Here is an 18,923-nt window from a genome sequence, read left to right on the forward strand (position 1 = left end):
GGGCGACCGGTCGGCGAACAGCGTCAGGGTGCTTGGGCAGTCCATGCGCAGGTCAAGGCCTGATTGAACGGCGATGGACACGCGCCGGACACGGACCAGCAGCAGCTCAGGCGCGGCTCAGGCGCGGCCCCGGAGCGCTGCGAACCACGTCTGGGACTTGGGCATCCACATCAGGGCGGCGGCCACGAGGCTAATGACGAAGCTCGGCCAGCTTCCTCCGCCCCGGCCCTCTGCTGCGCTGGTGTTGAGAATGGCGAGCAGCAGGGAGATGCCGGCAACTATTGTGAGGGCGAAGCGGGCCCACTCGCGGCCTTCCTTCATCTTCATGGCCAGGATGACTTGTGCGGCGGAGAGTGCCAGCGCCACCAGCACCAGCAGGAGCACCACGAATCCCAACCCCGGAATGACGGCCAGCAACACAAACGACCCGAAAAGGCCAATCACCCCGCCCAGCAATCCCAGCAGACCGCCGATGAGCCAGATCCAGTAGGAAACCTTAAGCTCGGTGGGCAGCCACGTGACGGTAAACATCCCGCCCAGGCCGCCCCGGGGCATCATGTCGGTGAAGTTCTGCGGCCGATCGGCCGGCAGTTCGAAGCGGAATTTGCCGGTCGGCGGGACAGGTGCCTGGTAACCCGGCGGTGCCTGGTACCCCGGCGGCGCCTGGTCACGGGGTTCCCCATAGCCGGGCGGTGCCTCGTAACCGGGGGCCTGGTAACCCGGCGGTGCCTGGTAACCGGGCGGGGGCGGAACCGTCGGCGGTCCGAAACCTGCCGGAGGAACATTGCCTGCCGGAGAAGGCTGGGCTCCCGGCCGCTGCAGTGGAGGTACCTCGTCAGGGTTGCTCATGGCACTTACTGTAGACCGCGAGGGTGCCAGTATCGAGGGGTTGGGAGCATGGCGCCGGGCATGTCGACAATGTTGGGCATCCCCTGCGTCCCCGGGGTACAGTCCTATACCTCCTTCGGATGACACGGCGTCAGGCATCGGCCCGTTCAGGTTAAACGCAGCACCCCGCAAAGTCCAAGGACAATGCGGGGTGCCGACGGCCGGAGGCCGCAGGAGGGCCGGTCCTGCCAGCCCTCCGGGTGCAGCCGACTATGCTGCCGGTGCGATGAAAGCCAGTTCGAGGTTGATGGCGACCTTGTCACTGACGAGCACGCCGCCGGCTTCGAGGACGGCGTTCCAGGTCAGGCCGAAGTCCTTGCGGCTGATCGTGGTTTCGGCGGACAGTCCGGCGCGGGTCATGCCGAACGGGTCAACCGCAACGCCGTTGAACTCGGTCTCCAGGGCAACCGGACGGGCAACGCCCTTAATGGTGAGTTCGCCCTGGAGTTCGTAAGCGTCGCCCTTGGGGACGATGGCGTGGGAGACAAAGGAGATCTCCGGGAACTTCTCGACGTCGAAGAAGTCTTCGCCGCGGACGTGGCCGTCGCGGTTGGCGTCGCCGGAGTCGAAGCTCGCGGTCTTGATCGTGGCGTTGACCTTGGAATCAGTGATGTTCTCGGCGAGGTCAAGGCTGGCTTCCGCATCCTTGAACTGGCCGCGGACCTTGCTGATGCCCGCGTGGCGGACGGTGAATGCAATCTCGCTGTGGGAGTTGTCGAGGGTCCAGGTGCCGGTGGTGACGTTGGCGGGAAGTGCCATGGTGGTTCTCCTTGAGTCGGGTGGGCAGTTCAGGTGGGCTGATCGTCAGTCGGCTCTTCATTTGTTGAAGTCTCAACTAACTGCTTCACCCAGTATAAACATGCATTTGCATCTTTTATTCCAACCGCAGGGAACATTTCGTAAAACTCTCGAGTTCTACTTGTCGTAGAAGATTTCGTCATTACCCCTGCCCTTTGAGAAACTGGTACACATGCCCCAAGCCACTGTCCATTTGCTCCGCCACGGCGAGGTCCACAATCCCGACGGCGTCCTGTACGGCAGGCTGCCCGAATTCCACCTCTCCGAGCTCGGCCAGGAGATGGCCCGGATGCTGGCGGAACACTTCAGTGCGAGGTCCGCGCAGGGAGCGAACATCGTCCACCTCGCAGCCTCCCCGCTAACCCGAGCGCAGGAGACGGCCCAGCCCATTGCCGCCGCCCTGCACCTCGAGATCGCCACCGAGGGCCGGATCATCGAGGCCGCCAACTACTTCGAGGGCCTCCACGTCGACAAGGCTGAACTCCTCCGGCCCAAGCACTGGCCCATGCTGCGCAACCCCTTCCGGCCCTCCTGGGGCGAGGCCTACAAAGACCAGGCCGCCCGGGTCATCGCTGCGGTGCAGGATGCCAGGCTGCGCGCCGTCGAACTCGGCGGTGACGGCGCCGAGGCGATCCTCGTCAGCCACCAGCTGCCCATCTGGACCACCCGGCTCAGCGCCGAGGGCAAGCCGCTGTGGCACGATCCGCGCAAACGCGAATGCACCCTTACCTCGGTCACGTCCCTGGTGTTCGACGACGCCGGCAGCCTCCTGCGCGTCGAATACAGCGAACCCGCGGCCTCCCTGCTTCCCCGTGCCTCCAGCACCCCCGGAGCCTGAGGATGAGCCGAAAACGCGCCTCGTCACCCGTGTCCCGCCGCAGTGTCCTGACGGCGGGCGGTGCCGCGCTCGCCGTCGTATTGGGGCTCTCCGGCTGTGCGCAGGAGGATGCGCTGGCCCAGCAGGCCAGAGCGGGCGACAACAAGAACTACGTCGCCGGTGACGGTTCGGTGACGGAATTCGCCGTCGCGGACCGCAAGAGCCCCATCGCCATCCAGGGGACCCTCTTTGACGGCACGGCGGTGACGGCTGAGGCGTTCCAGGGCAAAGTGACAGTGCTCAACTTCTGGTTTGCGGCCTGCGCGCCGTGCCGGGTGGAGGCGCCCACGCTGGAAGAGCTGCACCAGGAGTTCAAGAGCCAGGGTGTGCAGTTCTTCGGGGTCAACCTCCGGGACGAGAAAGCAACGGCGGAGGCCTTCGACGAGACGTTTAACCTGACGTATCCGAGCTTCAACGACAAGGACGGGGCCGTCCTGTTGGCCGTCTCCGGTCTGGTTCCGCCGGGAGCCGTGCCCACCACGCTGGTGCTCGATAAACAGGGCCGGGTCGCGTCCCGAGTGCTGGGCGAGATCCAGAAGGGCACCCTCAAGTCCCTCATCGCCGCCGCCGTGGCCGAGTAGCGGACAGGCGCCGCCGTGAACAGCCCCTTCGCCGAAGCCATCCTGAGCGGGTCGCTGCTGCTTGCCATCCCCGTGGCGCTGCTTGCCGGCTTTGTTTCCTTCCTGTCCCCGTGCGTACTTCCCCTCGTCCCGGGGTACCTCGGCTACGTCACGGGGCTGACCGGCGTCGACCTCCAGAAGCAGAAGCGCGGCCGCATGCTGGCCGGGATCGGGCTCTTTGTCCTCGGGTTCTCGGTCATCTTCGTATTGCTCGGCGGTGCCTTCGGGCAGTTGGGGACGCTGATCACCGGCTCGCAGAACGCCTGGATCACCCAGATGCTGGGCATCCTGGTGATCATCATGGGTGTGGTGTTCATGGGCGGCTTCGGCTGGCTCCAGCGTGACGCGAAAATTCAGTCGAAGCCGCCGGCGGGGCTGTGGGGGGCGCCGCTGCTGGGCATCACCTTTGGCCTCGGCTGGGCACCCTGCATCGGTCCGACCTATTCCGCGGTCCAGCTGCTGAGCCTCTCCGGTGGGTCCTCGGCTGCCAAAGGAGCGTTCCTTGCCTTCGTGTACAGCCTGGGCCTGGGCATTCCGTTCCTGCTGATCGCGCTGGCTGTCCGCCGGGGGATCGGCGTGATGTCCTTCTTCCGCAAGCACCGGCTTGCAATCCAGCGCATTGGCGGCGGAATCCTCGTGGGCCTTGGCCTGCTGATGGCCAGCGGCGTGTGGGGAACCTGGGTTTCCGAGTTGCAGTACTGGTTCCAAACCGATGTGAAATTGCCGATCTGATGAGCGAGCGAGTGAACGTAGAGAAGAATGCCCCGGCCCCCGGCCCCACGCCTGACAACACCACGCCTGACGGCCCCGCACACGAGCGCACGGCCGGTAAACCCGGTACGTCGCGCAGGCCCGGCAAGCCGGGCAGGTCCGCAGCGGGCAGCACGGTGGCCGCCGCGAAAGCTGAAGCTGTCCTGCCTACTCTTGGTCCGCTGGGCATGCTCCGCTGGGCCTGGACCCAGCTGACCAGCATGCGCACCGCGCTGTTCCTGCTGCTGCTGCTGGCCGTCGCCGCGGTACCCGGCTCGCTTTTCCCGCAGCGGCCGGCCAACCCGTCAATCGTCACGCAATACATCAAGGACCATCCGGACTACGGCAAGATCCTCGACTCGCTCCAGCTGTATGACGTTTACTCTTCGGCGTGGTTCTCCGCGATTTACATCCTGCTGTTCATCTCGTTGATCGGCTGCGTGGTCCCGCGCGCCATTGCGCACTACAAGGCCATGCGGTCGCAGCCGCCGCGGACGCCCGCACGGCTGTCCCGCCTCCCCGAATACGGCACACTGGTGATTTCCGCGGACGCCGGCGTCCCGGCGTCGCGCGCCATCACCGATGCCGCCGGATTGCTGAAGAAGCGCGGCTACCGCGTGGATATCCGCGACCGCGACGGAGCCTGGCCGTCTGTGGGCGCCGAGCGGGGGTTCCTTCGGGAGGTCGGCAACCTGCTCTTCCATACGTCATTGATCGGTGTACTGGTGTCCGTCGCGGTGGGTGGCCTGTTTGGCTACAGCGGACAGCGGATCCTGGTGGAGGGCGACACCTTCGTCAACACGCTCGTCGGCTACGACCAGTTCACCCCGGGCTCCAACTTCCAAAGCAGCCAGTTGCAGCCGTACTCGGTCCAGCTGGATAAATTCCAGATCACCTTCGACCGGGAGTCCAAGGGCAAGTTCGGCCAGCCCATCGACTTCAAGGCCGATGTGACCACGAAGGAAACACCGGATGCCCCCGCCAAGAAAGAAGTCCTGAAAGTCAACGACCCGCTCAGTCTGGGTGGCACCAGCATGTACCTCACCGGCAATGGCTACGCACCCGTAGTGACCGTCCGCGACGGCGCAGGCAACATTGCGATGCAGGGCCCGGTGGTCGCCAAGCTGCAGGGCGAGAACTACTACTCCTCCGTGGTCATCAAGGTCCCCGACGCCAAGCCGGAGCAGCTCGCCTTCGCGGGGTTCTTCCTGCCCACCGCGTTTGTCACCGATGCAGGCGTCTCCTTCAGCGGGGATCCCGAGCTGATCAACCCGCAGCTGACCCTGAACTCCTACTACGGCGACCTCGGCCTGAACGATGGTGCGCCGCAGAACGTCTTCGAACTCGACGTGAAAAAGCTGACGCCGCTCAACGCCCGTAACCTCGACACCAAGGGCATTGTCCTGACGCCGGGGACCACCCACACCCTTCCGGACGGCAAGGGCACCATCAGTTTCGACGGCGTGAAGCGCTACGTGGGCGTCGACATCCACCACAACCCGGGCCAGCTCTATGCGCTGATCTTCGCACTTCTGGCGGTGGCCGGTCTGGTCACCTCGCTGTACGTGAACCGCCGTCGGGTCTGGGTCCGGACCGGCACCCACGAGGACGGCCGCACCATGGTCGAATACGGGCTCCTGGCACGCGGCGAGGACCACCGGCTCGCCGGGGAGGCAGCCGCGATCCGCAAGCTGTTCGCCGGTGCCTGGGACCTTGACGACGACACCTCCCAGACTGCTCCCAGCGGAAGGGCGGATAATGACCGGGCGGATAGCACACAGCCCGGTGCCGGGACCGAGCCCGCCCCCGCACACCCCGCAGCGGGCTTCACCCAGTCCGCAGCAGGCTTCACCCAGTCCACAGCAGGCTCTTCCGAGTCAAAGAAGGATAAGTAATGTTCCCCATCAACGAAACCATGGGCCAGTACAGCGAGTTGTTCATGCTCCTCGCGGCCGGCACGTACACGGTGGCCTTCATCGCCTTCGCCTGGGACCTGGCCAAGAGCAGCGAGACGCTGCGCGCAGTGGACCTCAAGGCGGCGGAACTGTCCGGCGCCGAGGCAGTCCGCGTTCCGGTGGGCGCCGGCGTCGGGGCCTCCGGCGGAACTGTTGACCGGGCCGACGCAGACGTGGCCGGGCCGGTGGGCCGGGCCGAACGCCCGTCGTCGGCCGTGGCAGGGGCTGGCGGTGGGAATGCCGCCGGCGTGGGCCAGACTGCTGACGGCGCCATGCGGTACTCCGCTGAACGCCGTGCTCCCGCACGGGTAGCTGTGGCCCTGACTGTGTTGGGCGTCGCCATCCACGCAGCCGGCGTCATCACCCGGGCCATCGGTTCGGGCCGGGTGCCGTGGGGCAACATGTACGAGTTCCTCACCACCGGCGCGTTCGTCGCTGTAGCTGTTTTCTTGGTGGTCCTGATCCGTCGCGACCTGCGCTTCCTGGGTACATTTGTGGTGGGCCTGGCAATCATCATGCTCGTGGCTGCCTCGGTGGCCTACTGGACCCCTGTGGGCCACCTCGTGCCGGCGCTGCAGAGCTACTGGCTGATCATTCACGTCTCGATCGCCGTGCTGTCCTCCGCACTGTTCACCTTGACCTTCGCCATGTCCGCACTGCAGTTGGTTCAGTCGCACCGGCAGAAGACCATCGCGGCAGGCGGCGCCGACAAGCTTGGCTTCATGCGCTTGGTTCCGTCCGCGCTGAGCCTGGAGAACCTTTCCTACCGAATCAATGCCATCGCCTTCGTCGGCTGGACCTTCACGCTGATGTTCGGCGCCATCTGGGCCGAAAAGGCCTGGGGCCGCTTTTGGGGCTGGGACACCAAAGAGGTTTGGACCTTCGTGATCTGGGTGGTCTACGCCGGCTACCTGCACGCCCGCGCCACCCGTGGTTGGACCGGAACCCGTGCGGCCTGGCTGTCGATCGTCGGTTACCTCTGTGTGGTCTTCAACTTCACCATCGTGAACCAGTTCTTCAACGGACTGCACTCCTATTCGGGGCTCTAGCCCTCGCCTCACGGGCTTCCCCGCCGTTTCCGGGCCTGCCCCGGAAATGTGCCACAAATGGCCGCTAAGCCGCACCGCTTAGCGGCCATTTGCGTCAGGTGGGTGGCCGGGGTCGCGGCTTGGCGGCCATTTGCGTCAGGTGGGTGGCCGGGGTCGCGGCTTGGCGGCCATTTGCGTCAGGTTGGTGGCCGGGGTCGCGGCGCTTCGCTGGGAGACCGTGATGGGCTCGGCCGCTACCATCCCCAGCCCTGCCGGGCCTGGCGCTCCGTCGGTTCGCCACAAATGGCCGCTTGGCGGTTCCGTCCGGCGCCCATCCACCACAAATGGCCGCTAAGCCGCACCGCTTAGCGGCCATTTGCGTCAGGTTGGTGGCCGGATCGCGGCTTAGCGGCCATTTGCGTCAGATGGGTGGCCGGGCTTGCGGCTTGGCGGCCATTTGCGTCAGGTGGGTGGCCGGTGAGCAGGCCGATAGATCGGGAAAGCGGCTACGAGGGTCGCCTTGGCATAGAACCACGGCCCGGCGCCCAGCCACGCTCCGTCAGGGCCCTGCGCACCCTTGTCACGGCACTCGGGTCCATACCGGGCGCCAGAGGGTGCAGGTCGCGTTGCGTCAGCACGACGACGCGCCACCCCGCATCCCGGGCGTTCTCATCCCGGTAAATGTCGCTGCGGCGTTGCAGGGGATCGGCGTGGTGCCCGCCGTCGTACTGGATCGCTACCTTTTCCCGTTCGTAGGACAAATCAGGATCTTGAATCCAGTTTCCGTTCTCGTCCAGGATGGGAATGTTCACTCCGGGCTCCGGCAAGCCGTATCTAACCAGGATCAGGCGGAGTTCGGTCTCCTTAGGGGAGTCCGTGTTGGCGCGCATCAGTGCCCGGGCCTGCGTGGCGCGCCGGTAGCCTTTCCTGCCGTGTTTCCCGGACAGAAACTCGTCCAAGGTGGCCGGTGTCGTGAGCGGGTTTCTTCGCCGCAGGAGGAAGTCGCCAGCGATCACCAGGTCATCGAGGCTGAGTATTCCGGCAAGGTCGAACCAGGTCCGTACGGGGGAGGTGCAGTTCATCCAGGCGCCGGTTACGACTTCGGCAGGCTCAAGGAACTGCTGATGGCCCACCACATACTTGTGCCGCACGGCCCGCCTGCTCGGATCACATGTCAGGTGGATGACAGCCGGACTCTCCAGCGCGGGCGGCAGGGGGAATCGCCAAAGCACGGCCGCGGACAGGTGACTGACAACTGCGCCGGTCACAGCAGCCAGCGCGCGCAGACGTGCCGTCCATATGTCCGGCATGGCGGCCGCGGTTCGGACTCCGTGACACGGGCTTGCGAGATCCCGAGCCCGTGTCCGACGTCGGCTTAGGCCTGCAGCGCGGGCCTGGGCTACAGTGAAGGGCCGGTTTTGAAGCTGCGGGGGAAGGTCATTGGCCGGACGCATACGAGTAGCCTGCGCCCGGCAGCAGTGAACTCTGGGGTTTTCCACAGAGTGGAGGACGAGTGCGGGGCACGGGATCTCTGGGTGCCTGGCGCGGCCGCGGGAAGGAAGGCCGGGGGAGTGGCTGGAGTGCCTGGAGAAGGCTACTTGACCCCGTCGGTGCCTTGCGGATCGCCGCTGCCGTGGGCTTCGCCCGGTTCATTCGTGTGCTTGCCCGAGTCGTCTCCCACGGTGCGCTCCTTCGCATCAAGATCTGCCTTGAGCTTCTTGAGGCGGTCCGCCTCGGCCTGGTTGCGGCGGCGGAGCTCCAGGTTGCGCAGGAAATCCGGGTCGTCGTCCGGCGCTACGGTGTGGCTGTACGCGGGACGGGCGGGGGCTGTGCCGCGGGGTCGGCCGATAAGGAACCAGAGGATGGCCCCAATTACCGGAAGGACGATCTGCACCACAATCCAGGCTGGCTTCGAAATCCCCTTGGTCTGGCGCGAATCAGTGCGGATCACGTCGATGAGTCCGTAGACAAAGACAACGAGTATTGCGACGGCAACCACTACACGGAGGAGCATGCTTCCAGTTTAGCCGTCGGGGGAGCTCACGGCGCCTCCTCGTCCGCATCGTACGCAGGATGCAACCTCGGTGGGGCGGGCCGGCCGGCGGCGGCTAAACTTGGAGTGTGGATTTCTTGAAATACTCCCTGATCCGACTGGCGCTCTTTGTGCCCTTGTTCGCACTGTTCGTCTACCTTCAGCTCGGCTGGCTGCTCGCCGTCCTGTGCGCAGGTATGATGGCGTTCGCGATTAGCTTCCTGTTCTTCCAGAAGCAGCGCGACGCCGCTGCTGCGTCGCTGCACCAGCGTTTCTCCGGCAAGGCCAAGCCTTTGCGCAGCGCTGGGGAAATGGCAGACGCGGACGCCGAGGACCGCCTGGTTGATGCGCACCCGGACATCACCGTGCACAAGGACAGCCGCCCGAAGGACTCCTAGCTCCCGAGACCGCTGGCACTGCTGGACTGGCGCCGCTGACCCGCGGCCGCTGGACGGGCGCCGCTGTGCCCCAGCGTCTATGCCCGCAGCGTCTACGCCCGCGTCCGCAGAAACGTGTCCCGGAGGCCGCCGAGGGACCAGGCGCCTAGAAACCGTGGCTCAGCACCAAACCGAGCGAGAACAACACGGCGTAGCCAAGATTGATGAGTCCGGTCTGTTTGAGCACCGGGATAAGGCTCTTGCGGCGCCGGCCGGCAATCATCAGCCAGGACGGCATCAGGCTCGCCGGGATCAACAGCAGCACAATCAGCACCCACGGCCGGGCCGGTGCCAGCACAACCGGCAGCAGGATGGCCACGGCGAGCATCAGCACATAGCTCTCCCGGGCATGCTTGTCCCCGAGCCGCACGGCCAGAGTCCTCTTTCCGGCTTGCCGGTCGGTGGGGATGTCGCGGACGTTGTTGGCCATGAGCAGCGCGCAGGCGATGAGGCCGGTGCCGATGGCGCCGACGATGGCGGGGACGCTGATCTGACCGGCCTGCGTGTACGTGGTGCCGAGGGTCGCGACGAGGCCAAAAAACACAAACACGAACAGATCGCCCAGGCCCAGGTAGCCGTAAGGGTTCTTCCCGCCTGTGTAGCCCCAGGCAGCGAGAACGCAACCCAGACCCACCAATATCAGCCACCAGGCCTGCGAAAGGATCACCAGGCCCAGGCCGAACACCATAGCCAGCCCGAACGCAGCGAACGCGGCGTACTTGACGTGCTCGGGTTTTGCCGCGCGGGAGCCCACCAGCCGGAGCGGGCCCACCCGGTCCTCGTCGGTTCCCCGGATGCCGTCCGAATAGTCGTTCGCGTAGTTGACGCCGATCTGCAGCAGCAAGGCGACCAGCGCGGCCAGTACGGCGTTGAGCGGGCGGAAGGAGTCCAGTTCGAACGCGGCGGCGGTGCCGATCAGCACCGGCGCGATCGCGGCCGGCAGGGTGCGCAGTCGGGCGCCTTCGATCCATTGAGCGGCTGTAGCCACGTTTTAGTACCTCGTGTTGGTTGGGCGGGGCCGGGAGTGCCCGGCTTATCTATTTTCCCTGATGGAGCTCGGAGAGCCGAACCGTCATGGCAAGCCGGTCCGGTTTCCCGTTCGGCAGCCACAGCAGGTCAGCGGCGGCCAGCACTGTTTTGGGGGCCCGAGAACCCAGGGCGGCAGCCCACGGGACCCCTGCGGTGAAGGCCGCCAGGCCCTGCGGTGAGCTGTCCTCTACGACCACGTACGCCGCGAGGGCCTGGCCCCATTCTGCGGAGGGGACGCCGGCGACGAAGGCTGCCAGGACGCCGTCGAACTGCTCAAGCTCCGCCTGTACGTGCGCTGCGGACACCTTCAGGCCGCCGGTGATGACGACGTCGTCGGCCCGGCCCAGAACGGTCAACTTCCCCGTAGCGTCGATGGAGCCGAGGTCGCTGGTGCGGTACCAGCGGACACCGTCCTCCTCGAAGAAGGCGGCTGCGGTGAGTGCGGGTTCGCCGAGGTAGCCGGCGGCCAGAGTGGCGCCGCCCAGCAGGATCCTGCCGTCCCCGTCCACCCGGGCCAGCACGTCCTCAAGCGGGAAGCCGTCGTACACGCAACCGCCGCAGGTCTCCGCGGAACCATAGGTGGTGATCACGCGGGCACCGGCGTCGCGCGCGGCGGCCAACAGTTCGGGCGAGGCAGGGCCGCCGCCGAGCAGGATGCCGTTGAAGCGCCGCAGCACGGCAAGCGTCTCGGCCGAGGGGGAGTCCAACAACCGCTGCAGCTGGGTGGGAACGAGTGAGGTGAACCGGATCTTATCTGTGAGCTCCAGGGCGGCCGCGGTGAACGCAGCGGGCGTGAACCCGGCGGAGAGGTCCATGGCCCACGGCCGGGTGCCGGCGAACAGGGAGCGCACCAGCACCTGTACCCCGGCCACGTACTGCACGGGCAATGCGAGCAGCCACTGGCCCTCACCCTTGAGTGCGAAGGCCGTTGCCACGGAGGACGCCGCCAGGGCGTCCACGGTGAGGACCGTCGCTTTGGGCGTGCCCGTGGATCCGGACGTCCGCACCACGACGGCGGCATCCTCCACAGCGGGCGTCTCCACCAGTTCCACCACGGCGGAACCGTCAGTTCCCGCGGAAAGCTCGACGGCGGGACCCTCGCCGCCGAGGGCAGCCGCGAGCGCCGCCAGCACTTGATCGAGGGTTACAGCTCCGGAGGTCATGGGGCCGCCTTAGAAGTAGTACGGGAAGCTGGACCAGTCCGGATCGCGCTTCTCGAGGAAGGCTTCCTTGCCCTCCACGGCCTCGTCCGTCATGTACGCCAGCCGGGTGGCTTCGCCGGCAAAGACCTGCTGGCCGGCCAGGCCGTCGTCGGCCAGGTTGAAGGCGAACTTGAGCATCCGGAGGGCCTGCGGGGACTGCCGGGCGATGTCGGCGGCATACTCCAGCGCCACCTCCTCCAGCCGCTCGTGGTCCACCGCCTCATTCACGGCCCCCATCCGGACCATGTCCTCGGCAGAATATTCGCGGGCAAGAAAAAAGATCTCCCGGGCCGCCTTCTGCCCGATCTGGCGGGCCAGCAGCGCCGAGCCGTAGCCGGCGTCGAAGCTGCCCACAGTGGCATCGGTCTGCTTGAACTTGCCATGCTGCCGGGAGGCGATGGTGAGGTCGGAGACGACGTGCAGGGAATGGCCGCCGCCCGCGGCCCAGCCGTTCACGACGGCGATCACCACTTTGGGCATGGTGCGCATGAGCCGCTGTACTTCCAGGATGTGCAGGCGGCCGGCACGGGCCGGGTCGATGGTCTCGGTCGTTTCGCCCTGTGCGTAGCGGTAGCCGTCCCGGCCGCGGATCCGCTGGTCCCCGCCGGAGCAGAACGAGTGGCCGCCATCCTTGGGGGAGGGGCCGTTGCCGGTGAGCAGCACGGTGGCCACGTCCGGTGTCATCCGGGCGTGGTCCATGGCGCGGTAGAGCTCATCGACTGTGCCGGGACGGAAGGCGTTGCGGACCTCGGGCCGGTCGAAGGCAATGCGCACCGTCGGCAGGTCCCGGACGGTGGCGCCGTCGGCGGAACGCTTCACCTGCCGGTGGTAGGTCATGTCCTGAAAGTCGTCGAAGCCGGACACAGTGCGCCAGCGGGAGGGGTCAAAGACGTCGGATACCTTGGCGGGGATTTCGTTGCTCACAGTCCGAGTCTAGTAATCGGCTCAGCTGATACAGAACTCGTTCCCTTCCGGGTCCGCCATGGTGTACCAGGAATGCGGGCCTTCGTTGGCGGTCCAGAGGTAGGTGGCGCCGCGGGCTTCGAGCGCTGTCCGGACCTCGTCCTTGTCGGCGCCGGCCAGGTTGACGTCCCAGTGGATGTGGTTCTTGCCGGTCTTTTCCTCCGGAACGCTCTGGAACAGGATGCGGCGGGTGGGCAGTTTGGCGTGAAGTTCGTCCGGCGGCCGGATCGCGGCTCCCGTCCGCCAGACGAGGTTGCCGTGGTGTCGGGTGGTTTGCTCCTCCGTCGCGAAGCCCTGCTCGATCATGGAGCGGATGAAGCCTTCATCCTGGGGCTCCACGGCCCACTCCAGGCTTTCGGCCCACCAGTCGGCGAGTTCGTGCGGGTTCCGGCAGTCGACGACGATCTGGATGTTCAGTGTCATGGAAAGAACCTACGACGCCGGAGCCCCCGGCGGTAGGGGCACGGCGGATGTTTAAGCTGCCCTCCGGACCCGTGGCGGGCTGCATTTCAGCATGCCGCCGGCGGACCCAGCGGGGTTCTTGAGTCCGCGATGCGCCAGATCGTTCCATCCCACTGCATGACGTAATCCAGGGCCCAATCCGAGCAGGTTTGACCCGCTGGCCCGTGCCCGGCATCCTGGACAGTCCGAAGCCGGACCGACGCGATCAGCTCCGGTCCCGACGTTCTGACGTCTGCGATGTCCAGACTGCGCCAGAAGGATGAGCCCAAACCTGAGCGCCATGTCTCCAATCCGCCCATTCGCTGCTGCATCTCAGGGCTGAGGACGGCAAAGGCCTGGTCGTAGGCGCCCAGATTGATGGACTGGCCGTGGAAGACCAGGCTCCGTGCGATGTTAACGGCTTCGACGTGGTTCGAGCTGACGGTGACAGCAATGGAGCTGGCTTCACCAGCTGGAGGCGTCCCGCAACTGACCGGGGCCACTCCCGCGGTACGGTTCCGCCAGCTCTCGACCGCAAGGGCAGCTTTGCGGCCGTCCACCGCAAAAGCCGTGCCTTCGGCACTGTAATTATCAGGGCCGCTGGTCCCGAAAACCCAGGCCCGTTTGGAGCTGACGACGCCGGCCACCTCGCCCTCCAGCGTCAGCAGGGGCCCGCCGCTATTGCCGGGATTGATGGCCGCGTCCGTTTGAATCAGGTTGGTGACGGTTCGGGTGCCGATTGTTTGCTCCCGGTTGAGTCCGCTGACACGGCCTGCAGTGAAGGTGAGATCTGCATCCAAAGGGTAGCCCAGCGCTGCCACCTCTTCGCCAAGTTCCGGCGCGTTGCCCACGAACCCGAAGACGTGGCCGTCGACGGGACGGGCGGTGCGCAGGAGTGCGAGGTCAGCTGGTTCGTCGACACCCAGCACCTCGGCGCCCACGATTTCCGTTCCGACGCTGACGCTAATGTCAGCCTGGTCCTTGACGACATGGGCCGCCGTCACGATCAAATCATTCTTAACCAGAAACCCTGTGCCCACCCCTCCGCCGTCGCAGAGCGTGACGTTGATCTTCGCCACCCCGGAGCGGACGTCGGCCACAGTGTTGGACCAGCCAGCAGGAGGCTGGACTGGGGTTGTGGCCGCAGTGACCGGCGGCATGGGTGCAGCCGTAGAGGGTGCAGGCGGCGTGGCCGCAGGCGGCGTGGCCGCAGGCGGGGTGGAGGCGGGCGGCGGAGCAGCCGCCGGCGCCTGGGACTGTGCCGACGCGGTATTTGGGGCAGGCGGGGAATTCTGCGGCGGAACGTTGATGCAGCCTGACAAGGACAGGATCAGGCTGACGAGCGCCGCCGGTACCGCAACTGCGGCTGGAGCGGAGTTTCGGGAGGCAGGTGATGTCATGGCGGTCCTTCCCCGCAACGAGGTTGCCGCTTTAGCCCGCCCAAACTATCGCGAAGTGACCCCAAGATAGCCCATCAGCGGGCCTGCGACCAGAGCCAAAGCGGTCTTTGTCTGCCACAAGGGGCGCAGACTGGTGCCCATATCCCTGCCGCCTCGGCTTAGCCCTGGACTTTTTGGAGCTGCTCCATAACATCCGGCGGGATGGCGTAGATAAAGACGACGGCAAGCAGATTCTTCACAGCGTGAACGAAGTAGGAGAACATCATGTTCTTGCCGGTCCAGACGTAGACGAACACCAACACGGCGCCCATCGCGAGATATGGCATGAGCACCGGAAGCGTCAGGTCCTCCTGGCCCACGATGTGCAGGGCGGCGAACAACGCAACTGACAAAGCACAGCACACCCAGAGGTTAACCCGCCGGCTGAGTTTGCCAATCAGCAGGTTCCGAAAGATGTACTCCTCCACGAAGGGCCCCACGATCACGAGCAGGGGCACCATCAGCCAGGCCGGAACCTGCTGCATCAGCGCCTGCAGACCGGCCTGGTTGGCGGACGTCTGCGGCGTCCCCGTGATGGAAACCAGGACCGCCGTGAGGATCATCATGGCCGCCAGGGACAGCGGGATCATCAGCAGGGTGAACCAGGGCCGGGTGGCGAGGACCCGCAGGTCGCGCGCGGCGACGTGCCGGACCGCGGCCAGAGCCAGGATCCCGATGCTGCCGTAGAAGATGAGGTTCACCGAGTAGGACGCCACGGCAGGATTTGGCGACAACTGGAGCATCAGCGGGACAAGAAGGCTCCCGGCCACCGCAAAGAAAGCAGCCACGGCCACGTAGAGCCCGGCCGTGAGGTAATCAAGCCGTGAGAACCGGTACAGTTCCGGCCGGGATGCTGGTGTGCGAAGAGCGGTGCCCATGCCACCAGCCTAGCGCCGCGGCAGGACGGCCGGGCCATGTGCAACCGGTCACCGCCAGCGTCTTAGTACCTCAGCCACAGCCGTCGGTGTCATACTTGACGACTCCGGTCGCCGACGGGCAAGCAGCCACCTATTTACGAGGACACCTTGAGCGAACATCTCCGCCTTTCCGGCGTATCCCATGGTTACGGGGACCGCCAGCTGTTTGCCGGCGTCGACATCGCGATCACGGTTGGTGAACAGGTGGCGATCGTCGGTGAAAACGGTGCGGGCAAATCCACGCTGCTCCGCATTTTGGCCGGCCTCGAGACCCCGGACGAGGGCGCCGCCGTCACCCTGGGCCGCGTGGGGTACCTGGCCCAAACCCTCGGCCTGCCAGAAGCATTCACGGTGAGCAATGCGATCGACGCCGCACTGGAATCACTTCGCGCCTTGGAGGCCGAGCTGGAGCGTCTGGAAGACGGGCTGGCCGACGCAGAGGAAGCGGAACTGGAACTCTACGGAAACCTGCAGACGCAGTACCAGCTCCGGGAAGGCTACGCCGCGGAATCCCGGGTCGAGGCGGCACTTGACCGGCTTGGCCTGGGCGGGCTGGACCGGACGCGGACCCTGGGCTCGCTCTCCGGCGGTGAACAGGAACGCGTGGCACTGGCATGCGTGCTGGCCGATCCTGCGGACATCCTCCTCTTGGACGAACCCACTAACCACCTCGACGCCAGCGGTACGGCCTGGCTGGAAGGGCGGCTGGCCACCCACCGCGGAACCGTGGTGGTGGTCTCCCACGACCGCGCCCTCTTGCGCAAAGTGGCATCGACTGTGATTGAAGTCGACGCCGAACGCCTAGCGGTCCACCGGTATGGCAACGGTTACGAGGGATACCTGCGGGAAAAAGCGTCCGAACGCCAGCGCTGGGCGCAGCAATACCAGGGATGGCTGGACTCGATGGCGGCCGAACGGCTCCAGGCGGACACCGTCGCGGGAAAGATGGGCTACGCCCGCCAACGCGACAACGACAAGATGGGGTTCGACTTCAAAGCCGGGACGTGGCAGAAGGCGGCCACCAGCAAAGTCCGCAACGCCCAGGAACGTCTCCGCAGGCTGGAAGAGAATCCCATCGACCGTCCTCCGGTGCCCCTGACGCTGGCAACGGATCTGCAGGCGGACGTTGCAATGGGTCCTGCCCTTGAAGCGACGGGGGTAATGGTGCCCGGGCGCCTGAAACCGACAGACGTCCAGGTGGAGGCGGGCCAGAAGATTCTTATCACGGGGCCCAACGGTGCAGGCAAATCCACGCTGCTCTCCGTCCTTGCGGGCGCGCTGGAACCAGCTGGTGGCACCGTGGTGAGACACGGCCGGGTTGGTTACCTGCAACAGGAACTGGAACTTCCGCGACGCCCCGGGCTCCGTCTGTTGCCAGCCTTTGCGGCGGGCCTGGGAGGCAACATCGATGAGCACGCCGAGGGGCTGTTGCGGCTTGGGCTCTTTCGGACCAGCGAGTTCCACGTCCCGGTGGGCAGCCTTTCCGCGGGCCAGCAACGCAGGCTGGCGCTGGCCCGGCTTCTTCTGGGCGGTTTTGGGACGATGCTCGTGGATGAGCCCACCAACCATTTGGCGCCCGTGCTGGTGGAACAGCTGGAAACGGCCCTTTCGGATTTCGATGGGACGCTGGTCATGGTCAGCCATGACCGGGCACTGGGCGAGTGGTTCAGCGCACGCGCCAGCGAAAACAACACCAGGAACGGCTCCGGGCACGGGACGGGGGCCGGAAGCTGGCTCCGCTACACCATGACGGACGGCGCCCTGGTGTTGCCCGCGTCACGGCCCGGCCCAGTTTGCTAGTACGATGGATGAGCCGCGCGAGCTTCGACACTTGTGAGGTTTAGTACACGGGTTGGCCCCCGTAAGTGGGCTGACCCCGAATTTTGTGTACTCTAACCTCCGGTCCTCTCCCGGCCCACCACGACCTACAAGGAAACAGCTGTGCCATCAATTACCCCCACAGAATCTAAGAGCCGCACGGCGCCGCCCGCCGTCGTCGACTCGACCCTCAGCGCCGAGGGCTACAAGAAGTCCCTGAGCGGCCGCCAGGTCACCATGATCGCAATGGGCGGCGCCATCGGCGTCGGACTGTTCATGGGAGCCGGCGGCAGGTTGGCCTCCACCGGCCCGGCCCTCGTCTTTTCCTACGCAATTGCCGGCGTCATCGCCTACCTGCTGATGCGCGCCCTGGGCGAACTGATCATGTACCGCCAGACGTCGGGCTCCTTCGTTAGTTACGCCGGGGAAATGTTTGGCAAGAAGGGCGCCTATGTGTCCGGCTGGATGTACTTCATCAACTGGGCCATGACCGGTATCGCCGAGCTCATCGCGATCGGTCTGTACTTCCAGTTCTTCTTCCCCAATGTGCCGGTTGAACTCTCCGCCATCGCTGCGCTGTTGCTGCTGGTGGGTGTGAACCTCCTGAGCGTCAAGGCGTTCGGCGAATTCGAATTTTGGGCCTCCTGCCTGAAGGTCGGCGCCATCCTCATCTTCCTCGTGGTGGGCACTTTCATGGTGGTCACCAACGCCCAGGTGGGCGACGGCAACGCCTCGGTCAACAACCTCTTCGCCGCCGAAGGGGGCATGTTCCCCAAGGGCGCGCTCGTGATGATTCTGGTCCTGAACGCCGTGATCTTCGCTTACAACGGGATCGAACTCGTGGGCATCACCGCCGGCGAAATGCAGGATCCGGCGAAGGAAGTACCCAAGGCCATCCGCGCTGTTGTCTTCCGCATTGTGGTCTTCTACGTCGGTTCGGTGACGTTGCTGGCCATGCTGCTGCCCTCGGACCAGTACGTGGCCGGTACCTCGCCATTTGTGACCGTGTTCGGCCAGATGGGCCTCGGCTGGATGGGCGACGTCATGAACATGATCGTCATCACCGCAGCCCTGTCCTCCTGCAACTCGGGTCTGTACTCGATCGGCCGGATCTTCCGCACCATGGCCAACAACGGTCATGCCCCGCAGTGGTTGACCCGGATGTCCAAGAGCCACGTGCCGTACGCCGCCATCCTGGCCATCGGCGGGGTCTACCTCGTGGGCATCCTGCTCAACATCTGGCTCGGCGGTTCGCATGCCTTTGACCTCGCGCTGAACTCCGCGTCGATCGGTGTGATTTTCACGTGGGGTGCCATCTTCGCGAGCCAGATCGCGCTGCGTAAGACCAAGGGCAAGGTGTCATCGCTGCCCGCACCCGGCGGCGTCTGGGTCAGCTGGGCGGGCCTGGTGGCCTTGCTGGCCATCACCGTGCTCATCGGTTTCGACACCATGACCAGCAAGTCCGGCGAGGTCTTCCCCCTCGGACTCTGGACCCTGGCGACCATTCCATTCTTCGCGCTGCTGCTGTGGCTGGGCTGGCACAAGGTCAAGAACAACGAACCGAAGAACGCGCTCTTCAACTAGGGCCTCCCGCCCCACGCAGCAACCGACGACGGCGACCCCCACCGCGGGGGCCGCCGTCGTTGCGTCTACAGCCTGCACCGCTTTGTCTTCTGCGGGCCCGGATTGCCGTGCCGTGCCGTTGCCGCATCGACTTGACGGAGATGGC

General features: G+C 65.7%; 18 protein-coding genes. 8 read left to right on the plus strand and 10 right to left on the minus strand.

Annotated features, from left to right (window positions below):
- Positions 1-117 precede the first annotated feature (117 nt).
- Positions 118-849 carry a hypothetical protein gene (locus tag RCH15_RS00825; RefSeq protein ID WP_326957081.1) on the minus strand — a complete coding sequence of 244 codons (732 nt, stop codon included), beginning with the start codon at positions 847-849 and terminating at the stop codon, positions 118-120.
- A gap of 249 nt (positions 850-1,098) precedes the next feature.
- On the minus strand, positions 1,099-1,647 hold the full coding sequence (locus RCH15_RS00830; RefSeq protein WP_326957083.1) for a YceI family protein: 549 nt from the start codon (positions 1,645-1,647) through the stop codon (positions 1,099-1,101).
- Between the two features lie 211 nt (positions 1,648-1,858).
- On the opposite strand from RCH15_RS00830, the gene RCH15_RS00835 reads away from it, so the two are divergent.
- The 5 genes from RCH15_RS00835 to ccsB all read left to right on the plus strand — a co-directional run bounded on the left by RCH15_RS00835 (position 1,859) and on the right by ccsB (position 6,937).
- Positions 1,859-2,524 (plus strand): histidine phosphatase family protein, encoded by a 666-nt coding sequence (locus RCH15_RS00835; RefSeq protein WP_326957085.1) that lies wholly within the window; start codon positions 1,859-1,861, stop codon positions 2,522-2,524.
- A 2-nt stretch (positions 2,525-2,526) separates the two neighbouring features.
- Positions 2,527-3,144, plus strand: a complete 618-nt coding sequence (locus RCH15_RS00840; protein ID WP_326957087.1) for a TlpA family protein disulfide reductase — start codon at positions 2,527-2,529, stop codon at positions 3,142-3,144.
- A gap of 15 nt (positions 3,145-3,159) precedes the next feature.
- Positions 3,160-3,915 (plus strand): cytochrome c biogenesis CcdA family protein, encoded by a 756-nt coding sequence (locus RCH15_RS00845; RefSeq protein WP_326957089.1) that lies wholly within the window; start codon positions 3,160-3,162, stop codon positions 3,913-3,915.
- A 206-nt stretch (positions 3,916-4,121) separates the two neighbouring features.
- Positions 4,122-5,828 carry a cytochrome c biogenesis protein ResB gene (resB, locus tag RCH15_RS00850; protein WP_326957709.1) on the plus strand — a complete coding sequence of 569 codons (1,707 nt, stop codon included), beginning with the start codon at positions 4,122-4,124 and terminating at the stop codon, positions 5,826-5,828.
- Positions 5,828-6,937 carry a c-type cytochrome biogenesis protein CcsB gene (gene ccsB / locus RCH15_RS00855; RefSeq protein WP_326957091.1) on the plus strand — a complete coding sequence of 370 codons (1,110 nt, stop codon included), beginning with the start codon at positions 5,828-5,830 and terminating at the stop codon, positions 6,935-6,937. Before resB ends, ccsB begins: the two co-directional genes overlap by 1 nt.
- A 485-nt stretch (positions 6,938-7,422) precedes the next feature.
- Here the strand turns inward: ccsB and RCH15_RS00860 are convergent, their stop codons facing one another.
- Positions 7,423-8,067 (minus strand): hypothetical protein, encoded by a 645-nt coding sequence (locus tag RCH15_RS00860; RefSeq protein ID WP_326957093.1) that lies wholly within the window; start codon positions 8,065-8,067, stop codon positions 7,423-7,425.
- A gap of 443 nt (positions 8,068-8,510) precedes the next feature.
- Positions 8,511-8,930, minus strand: a complete 420-nt coding sequence (locus RCH15_RS00865) for a PLD nuclease N-terminal domain-containing protein (protein ID WP_326957095.1) — start codon at positions 8,928-8,930, stop codon at positions 8,511-8,513.
- Between the two features lie 107 nt (positions 8,931-9,037).
- On the opposite strand from RCH15_RS00865, the gene RCH15_RS00870 reads away from it, so the two are divergent.
- Complete coding sequence (locus RCH15_RS00870) at positions 9,038-9,346, plus strand: DUF4229 domain-containing protein (protein ID WP_326957096.1); 309 nt, start codon at positions 9,038-9,040, stop codon at positions 9,344-9,346.
- Between the two features lie 145 nt (positions 9,347-9,491).
- Here the strand turns inward: RCH15_RS00870 and RCH15_RS00875 are convergent, their stop codons facing one another.
- The 6 genes from RCH15_RS00875 to RCH15_RS00900 form a co-directional block, all read right to left on the minus strand.
- Positions 9,492-10,373: a 1,4-dihydroxy-2-naphthoate polyprenyltransferase gene (locus tag RCH15_RS00875; protein WP_326957098.1), complete on the minus strand. Its 882-nt coding sequence runs from the start codon at positions 10,371-10,373 to the stop codon at positions 9,492-9,494.
- 49 nt (positions 10,374-10,422) lie between these two features.
- Complete coding sequence (locus RCH15_RS00880; RefSeq protein WP_326957100.1) at positions 10,423-11,577, minus strand: AMP-binding protein; 1,155 nt, start codon at positions 11,575-11,577, stop codon at positions 10,423-10,425.
- 9 nt (positions 11,578-11,586) lie between these two features.
- Positions 11,587-12,540: a 1,4-dihydroxy-2-naphthoyl-CoA synthase gene (locus RCH15_RS00885; RefSeq protein ID WP_326957102.1), complete on the minus strand. Its 954-nt coding sequence runs from the start codon at positions 12,538-12,540 to the stop codon at positions 11,587-11,589.
- A 21-nt stretch (positions 12,541-12,561) separates the two neighbouring features.
- On the minus strand, positions 12,562-13,002 hold the full coding sequence (locus tag RCH15_RS00890; RefSeq protein ID WP_326957104.1) for a VOC family protein: 441 nt from the start codon (positions 13,000-13,002) through the stop codon (positions 12,562-12,564).
- Between the two features lie 86 nt (positions 13,003-13,088).
- Positions 13,089-14,420, minus strand: a complete 1,332-nt coding sequence (locus tag RCH15_RS00895) for a S1C family serine protease (protein ID WP_326957106.1) — start codon at positions 14,418-14,420, stop codon at positions 13,089-13,091.
- A 158-nt stretch (positions 14,421-14,578) separates the two neighbouring features.
- Positions 14,579-15,337 carry a CPBP family intramembrane glutamic endopeptidase gene (locus RCH15_RS00900; RefSeq protein WP_326957108.1) on the minus strand — a complete coding sequence of 253 codons (759 nt, stop codon included), beginning with the start codon at positions 15,335-15,337 and terminating at the stop codon, positions 14,579-14,581.
- A gap of 147 nt (positions 15,338-15,484) precedes the next feature.
- On the opposite strand from RCH15_RS00900, the gene RCH15_RS00905 reads away from it, so the two are divergent.
- Both RCH15_RS00905 and RCH15_RS00910 read left to right on the plus strand, forming a co-directional pair.
- On the plus strand, positions 15,485-17,176 hold the full coding sequence (locus RCH15_RS00905; RefSeq protein ID WP_326957110.1) for an ABC-F family ATP-binding cassette domain-containing protein: 1,692 nt from the start codon (positions 15,485-15,487) through the stop codon (positions 17,174-17,176).
- Positions 17,177-17,317: 141 nt separating this feature from the next.
- Entirely contained in the window at positions 17,318-18,778 is a 1,461-nt protein-coding gene (locus tag RCH15_RS00910) for an amino acid permease (RefSeq protein WP_326957112.1), read from the plus strand.
- Positions 18,779-18,923: the final 145 nt, after the last annotated feature.

This window comes from Arthrobacter sp. MP_M4 (assembly GCF_035984855.1).
In the GTDB taxonomy this organism is placed as follows: Bacteria; Actinomycetota; Actinomycetes; order Actinomycetales; family Micrococcaceae; genus Arthrobacter.

Excerpts from the sequence above, each read along its gene's own strand:
- RCH15_RS00825 (WP_326957081.1), bottom strand. The coding sequence starts at position 849 with ATGAGCAACCCTGACGAGGTACCTCCACTGCAGCGGCCGGGAGCCCAG.
- RCH15_RS00830 (WP_326957083.1), bottom strand. The coding sequence starts at position 1,647 with ATGGCACTTCCCGCCAACGTCACCACCGGCACCTGGACCCTCGACAAC.
- RCH15_RS00835 (WP_326957085.1), top strand. The coding sequence starts at position 1,859 with ATGCCCCAAGCCACTGTCCATTTGCTCCGCCACGGCGAGGTCCACAAT.
- RCH15_RS00840 (WP_326957087.1), top strand. The coding sequence starts at position 2,527 with ATGAGCCGAAAACGCGCCTCGTCACCCGTGTCCCGCCGCAGTGTCCTG.
- resB (WP_326957709.1), top strand. The coding sequence starts at position 4,122 with ATGCTCCGCTGGGCCTGGACCCAGCTGACCAGCATGCGCACCGCGCTG.
- ccsB (WP_326957091.1), top strand. The coding sequence starts at position 5,828 with ATGTTCCCCATCAACGAAACCATGGGCCAGTACAGCGAGTTGTTCATG.
- RCH15_RS00865 (WP_326957095.1), bottom strand. The coding sequence starts at position 8,930 with ATGCTCCTCCGTGTAGTGGTTGCCGTCGCAATACTCGTTGTCTTTGTC.
- RCH15_RS00880 (WP_326957100.1), bottom strand. The coding sequence starts at position 11,577 with ATGACCTCCGGAGCTGTAACCCTCGATCAAGTGCTGGCGGCGCTCGCG.
- RCH15_RS00890 (WP_326957104.1), bottom strand. The coding sequence starts at position 13,002 with ATGACACTGAACATCCAGATCGTCGTCGACTGCCGGAACCCGCACGAA.
- RCH15_RS00895 (WP_326957106.1), bottom strand. The coding sequence starts at position 14,420 with ATGACATCACCTGCCTCCCGAAACTCCGCTCCAGCCGCAGTTGCGGTA.
- RCH15_RS00900 (WP_326957108.1), bottom strand. The coding sequence starts at position 15,337 with ATGGGCACCGCTCTTCGCACACCAGCATCCCGGCCGGAACTGTACCGG.